The sequence below is a fragment of the Labrys wisconsinensis genome, assembly GCF_030814995.1.
In the GTDB taxonomy this organism is placed as follows: Bacteria; Pseudomonadota; Alphaproteobacteria; order Rhizobiales; family Labraceae; genus Labrys; species Labrys wisconsinensis.
The window spans coordinates 1-4,528 of sequence record NZ_JAUSVX010000043.1 but is presented as its reverse complement, the minus strand read 5'-3'; the positions used below and the strand labels follow the sequence as shown (position 1 = coordinate 4,528).

Sequence of the window (4,528 nt, the reverse complement as noted above, 5' to 3'; positions counted from 1 at the left end):
ATCAGCGGCCAGCTCCGGTCGAAGTCCAGCGCCAGCCCCCCGGTGAACTGCAGGAACGGCGCCACCGCCGCGATGTCCTGCTGGCGGATGGTCTCGCTCTGCGAATAGGCCAGGTTCAGCGCCCCGAAGATCAGCCAGGTGCCCAGCGTCACGATGAACGGCGGCAGCTTCACATAGGACACCAGCCAGCCGTTCACCGCCCCGCACGCCAGCCCGCACAACAGCCCCAGCACGAAGGTGAGCTCGTAGGGCACCCCCGAGATCACCGCCATCCGGCCCATCACCACCGACGACAGCACCATGATCGCCCCGACCGACAGGTCGATGCCGGCGGTCAGCACGATCAGCGTCTGCGCAATGCCGATGATGCCGATGATCGTCACCTGCTGCAGGATCAAGGACAGGTTGAACGGCGTGAAGAACCGGGCACCAACCAGCACGCTGAACAGCAATATCCCCAGCAAAAGCACGATGAACGGGATCATCGTCGGGTAGGAATGCAGAAAATGCTGCAAACGCCGAAGCGGCGTCTTCCCAGCCGCCTCGAACGAGGCTACCGAGCCAGACCCCTCCTCCAACCCCCGCTCATACTCCGCCGGACCACGCGTCCCGGCCCCCGTCTCGATGCTCATCTCCACCCCGATCCCAGTGTAAATCCAAGCCACACGCCCCGCGAGGCACATATCCACGCCGGGTGCGAGCCGCCCGCAGCCATCATGAAACCCGATCGAAGCGACCTTTGCTCGGGAAGGGAGCAGTCCGGCGCGCTTCTCAGTGGCTGATCATTTGCCGCCCGTCACGGTTCCGGGACCCAGCTGCGCAATCGCGTCATTGGAAATGGTTTCCGCGGCATTCCTTCCTCCCTTGCCCATCCGCTGTCACGGACAATTCTTGTCGGGCCAATTGGCTGCCCGATTGCCGTAGTGCCCCGCAGGACGACCCGGCGAAGAGATACCAAAGCCCGAGCAGCGTCAATCGTCGGACATGGCAAATCCAGGAACGGCGCCCTGCTTCCATCCTGGCAATAAGGTTGCTCGATCCACCCCGAGACACGGCGACCAACCTGTCCCCGCTCGGATCGTCGATGTGCGATCCGCAACGGTCTTCACACTTGCTTCGAGGGTGCGAAGAGGAGGTTATATATTACCTCAAGTTGGGTATGATTCGAGATCACCGGAGTGAACTTGGGTGACGACAATACGACTGTGCGGTTCAGGAAGCGACGTCCCGAGCGGCCGCGACCGACGCGCGCCGCGGCGGCCTACGGCTTGACGTGCAGCCAGGGCAGCAGGCTGCCGACGGCGGCTCCGAGGGCGGTTGCGAGGCCGCCGACCGCGACGAGCAGCTTCCAGCCACCACGGGCGCCGACGACCGCATCGCGGATGGCGCGCACGTCGGCCTTGATCTCGTCGAGGTCTTCGACCGTATCCTTGAGCTTGACCTCGACGGTCGTCAGGCGCCGCTCGAACTCCTGCATCGGCTCCACTCCTCAACGATGCCAGCAGCCGGCGGCCAGGCCGCGCTCGTAGTGGAGCGCGAGGCGGCGGTCGCCGTCGCGCGTGGTGGCTTCGACGCCCAGCAAGCTGTCGTTGACGACACCGCAGGGCTTATTGACGGGCACCGAGGCACACCCGCTCAAAGCGATCCCAGCGGCCGCCGCCAGCATAGCAGCGCTCCACCGCATCGCCGGACCGGTCCGCTCGTTTTTCGTTCGCATGGTTCGTCTCCCCGATGGCTGCGGTGCCGGCGGCCAGGCCGCGCTCGTAGGCGGTGCGGATGACATAGCCGCCGGCCAGTGCGGCCGCGGCGATGCCGCCCGCGACGAGCCAGGCCCGCAGCGGCACGACGTTGAGAAGGCCGAGGAGGGCGCTCACGACGCGCTCTCCCGCAGGCGCCGGATGAAGTGGATCGCGGCGACGATCAGGGTGCCGGTGATGACGGCCGCGACCGCCCAGGCGATCGGCCCGCCATTGTTTGCGGCGCCGGCAACCGCCGTGGCGACCGAGACACCGCCGGCGATCGTCTCCGGCTTGGCAAGCCAGCTGCCCGCCGGGGTTGGCGTGGCAGGGACGTAGTTGGACGAGACATGCGCTCCGGCCGCCCAGATGCCAGCCTCGGCTGCGCGGCGGTTCGTCAGGCCGGGGATCGCGACCTTCTTGCCGTTGACCGTGCCCTTGTTCCACTTCGCAAGTTCGCCAGGCACGGCGTCATAGTTTCCGGCGTTCAGCTTCTTGAGCAGCGTTGAGCCGGCGAAACCGCTGGTGCCGACGTTGAAGGCGAAGGAGACGAGGGCACCGAACTGATTGTCGGAGAGGGGCACCTTGACCAGGCGCGACACAGCGCTCTCGGCCTCGGCGAGGTCCTGCGCCAGCAACTGGTCGGCCCGCGCGCGGTCGATGGTGAGACCCGGCCGGACGTCGGGCCCGGTGTGGCCATAGCCGATCGTCAGGACGCCGACTGCGTCGCGATAGGCGGTGAGCCGCAGCCCCTCGAACTGCTCGAGCTTGGCGCGGACGGCATCGATGACGTGGCGGGGCATGGGGGCTCCTGGTGGGCATGAAAAAGCACGCTCGAGGCGGGCGGGCAGAGGCTGGTTGAACTCGACCTGTGGTGGCGATAGCGTCGTCAGCGGGGCTGAGGCAGATCAATGGACGACGAGGGGATACTTATTTCGGCATCAATTCGGCAGAGACGCCGCTGCGTCTCCTCGCGCAGGCCATGGAGGCCGCGCGGGATGCGGGCATGCCGGATACTTTTGCCGTGATCACACGAGCCATTGAGATCGGCCAGCTTGAGCTCGTTGCTCTTGGCCCACCGCAATTCTCTAGCAAGCTGTTGAACAAGGCTCTGGCGCTTGTCTTCGAGGCATGATTCCGTGGTGGGTAGGACGCGGAGGCTGAATCGTGCGTGGCGGCGACGAGCGATCCGGTGAGCTGTTCAGCTACGTGGATCTGGAGGCGCGGGTGCGTCGGGATCATCCGCTGCGGGTGATCCGGGTGATTGTGAACGAAACGCTGTCCGCGCTCGGATCGGAGTTCGCGGCGCTGTATTCTGGGATGGGCAGGCCGTCGATACCGCCGGAGAAGCTGCTCCGGGCGATGCTGCTGCAGGCCTTCCACTCGATCCGCTCGGAGCGGCAGCTGATGGAACGGCTGGAGTACGACTTGTTGTTCCGCTGGTTCGTGGGGATCGGGGTCGACGAGGCGGCGTGGGACCATTCGACCTTCTCGAAGAACCGTGACCGGCTGCTGGCGGGCGAGATTGCGGCGAAGTTCCTGTCTGCGGTGCTGGCTCAACGCCAAGTGAAGCAACTTCTGTCGACGGACCACTTCTCGGTCGACGGCACGCTGATCCAGGCCTGGGCTTCGATGAAGAGCATCAAGCCAAAGGAGGGTTCGAGCGAGCCGCCGAAGGACGGGGGTGGACGCAACGCGGACGCGGACTTTCATGGTCAAAGGCGGACCAACGAGACACATGCCTCGACCACCGATCCGGATGCTCGACTCTACCGCAAGGGCGCGGGCAAGGAGGCGAGGCTGTGCTTCATGGGCCATGGCCTGATGGAGAACCGCCACGGCCTCATCGTCGATGCCTGTCTGACGCAGGCGGATGGGCAGGCTGAGCGGGTGGCGGCTCTGCACATGATCGAGCCATGGGCCGACCGGTCGAACGCGATCACGCTGGGGGCCGACAAGGCCTATGACGCACAGGACTTCGTCAATGAGTTGCGCTCGATGAAGGTCACGCCGCATGTGGCGCAGAATGCGAATGGCCGCCGGTCCGCCATCGACGGGCGCACGACGCGGCATACGGGCTACGCCGTCAGCCAGCGCATCCGCAAACGCATCGAGGAGGCCTTCGGCTGGATCAAGACCGTTGCCGGCCAGGCCAAGACCCGGTTCCGGGGGCGCGAGCGCGTCGGATGGGCTTTCGTGTTCGCAGCCGCCGCCTACAACCTGGCGCGGCTGCCCAAGCTCGTGGTGGCTCCGACATGAGAGCGCCGACGGACTGCCTCCTCGTCGGCCGCTGGCGGATCGTCGAAGCCGACATCTGGGAGCGCGATCATCTCGATCTGTGCGGGCCGGCAATGCTCACCGTCACTGATCGTGGTCACGGCGAAATCGCCTTCGGCGCCCTCCAGGCCGGCCTCGAAATCGCCTACCGCCGCTCCTCGATCGGATTCACCTGGCAGGGCTGCGACGAGATGGACGAGGTCTCCGGCGATGGCTCCGCCGAATTGCTCGATGACGGCACCCTCCAAATCGAGTTCGCCTATCACGATGGCGACGAGGCCGTCCTCAAAGCCAAACGCGATGCTTCTTCAACAGCCTGCTAGAGGGCTGGGCGAAGGATCGTGCCCGCTGCGAGCATGCCGCGATCCCGGCCGATGTCGAGTTCATGACCAAGTCGAAGATGGCGTGCGCCATGATTGGTACCAGCCCTCGGTGAGTTTGACTCCATTGGGGATTCCCAGCGCCGGCGACTTCTGACGCAATGCGGGGGTGAGCTGAGTCGGACGGCGGAGGCA

At 65.7% G+C, this 4,528-nt stretch carries 8 protein-coding genes; 3 read left to right on the top strand and 5 right to left on the bottom strand.

Features of this window, described 5'->3' with window-relative positions; translation table 11 throughout:
• The 5 genes from QO011_RS42345 to QO011_RS42325 all read right to left on the bottom strand — a co-directional run.
• The coding region (locus QO011_RS42345; RefSeq protein ID WP_307286729.1) for an ABC transporter permease at window positions 1-632 on the bottom strand (632 nt) is incomplete at its 3' end.
• 629 nt (window positions 633-1,261) lie between these two features.
• The gene (locus tag QO011_RS42340; protein WP_307286727.1) at window positions 1,262-1,477 is read right to left on the bottom strand and encodes a hypothetical protein; all 216 of its coding nucleotides are present in this window, start codon (window positions 1,475-1,477) and stop codon (window positions 1,262-1,264) included.
• 12 nt (window positions 1,478-1,489) lie between these two features.
• Window positions 1,490-1,621: a hypothetical protein gene (locus tag QO011_RS42335; protein WP_307280244.1), complete on the bottom strand. Its 132-nt coding sequence runs from the start codon at window positions 1,619-1,621 to the stop codon at window positions 1,490-1,492.
• Window positions 1,608-1,874: a hypothetical protein gene (locus tag QO011_RS42330; protein ID WP_307286726.1), complete on the bottom strand. Its 267-nt coding sequence runs from the start codon at window positions 1,872-1,874 to the stop codon at window positions 1,608-1,610. The genes QO011_RS42335 and QO011_RS42330 overlap by 14 nt, the downstream gene beginning before the upstream one ends.
• Window positions 1,871-2,539 (bottom strand): lysozyme, encoded by a 669-nt coding sequence (locus tag QO011_RS42325; protein ID WP_307286725.1) that lies wholly within the window; start codon window positions 2,537-2,539, stop codon window positions 1,871-1,873. Before QO011_RS42325 ends, QO011_RS42330 begins: the two co-directional genes overlap by 4 nt.
• 71 nt (window positions 2,540-2,610) lie before the next feature.
• Between QO011_RS42325 and QO011_RS42320 the strand changes: the two genes are divergently transcribed.
• From QO011_RS42320 to QO011_RS42310, 3 genes are read left to right on the top strand one after another with little or no spacing between them, the layout of a single operon-like run.
• Entirely contained in the window at window positions 2,611-2,871 is a 261-nt protein-coding gene (locus QO011_RS42320; protein ID WP_307286723.1) for a hypothetical protein, read from the top strand.
• A 32-nt stretch (window positions 2,872-2,903) separates the two neighbouring features.
• Window positions 2,904-3,995, top strand: a complete 1,092-nt coding sequence (locus QO011_RS42315; RefSeq protein ID WP_307286721.1) for an IS5 family transposase — start codon at window positions 2,904-2,906, stop codon at window positions 3,993-3,995.
• The gene (locus QO011_RS42310) at window positions 3,992-4,336 is read left to right on the top strand and encodes a hypothetical protein (RefSeq protein WP_307286719.1); all 345 of its coding nucleotides are present in this window, start codon (window positions 3,992-3,994) and stop codon (window positions 4,334-4,336) included. Before QO011_RS42315 ends, QO011_RS42310 begins: the two co-directional genes overlap by 4 nt.
• The last annotated feature ends 192 nt before the right edge of the window (window positions 4,337-4,528 follow it).

Excerpts from the sequence above, each read along its gene's own strand:
- QO011_RS42340 (WP_307286727.1), bottom strand. The coding sequence starts at position 1,477 with ATGCAGGAGTTCGAGCGGCGCCTGACGACCGTCGAGGTCAAGCTCAAG.
- QO011_RS42325 (WP_307286725.1), bottom strand. The coding sequence starts at position 2,539 with ATGCCCCGCCACGTCATCGATGCCGTCCGCGCCAAGCTCGAGCAGTTC.
- QO011_RS42310 (WP_307286719.1), top strand. The coding sequence starts at position 3,992 with ATGAGAGCGCCGACGGACTGCCTCCTCGTCGGCCGCTGGCGGATCGTC.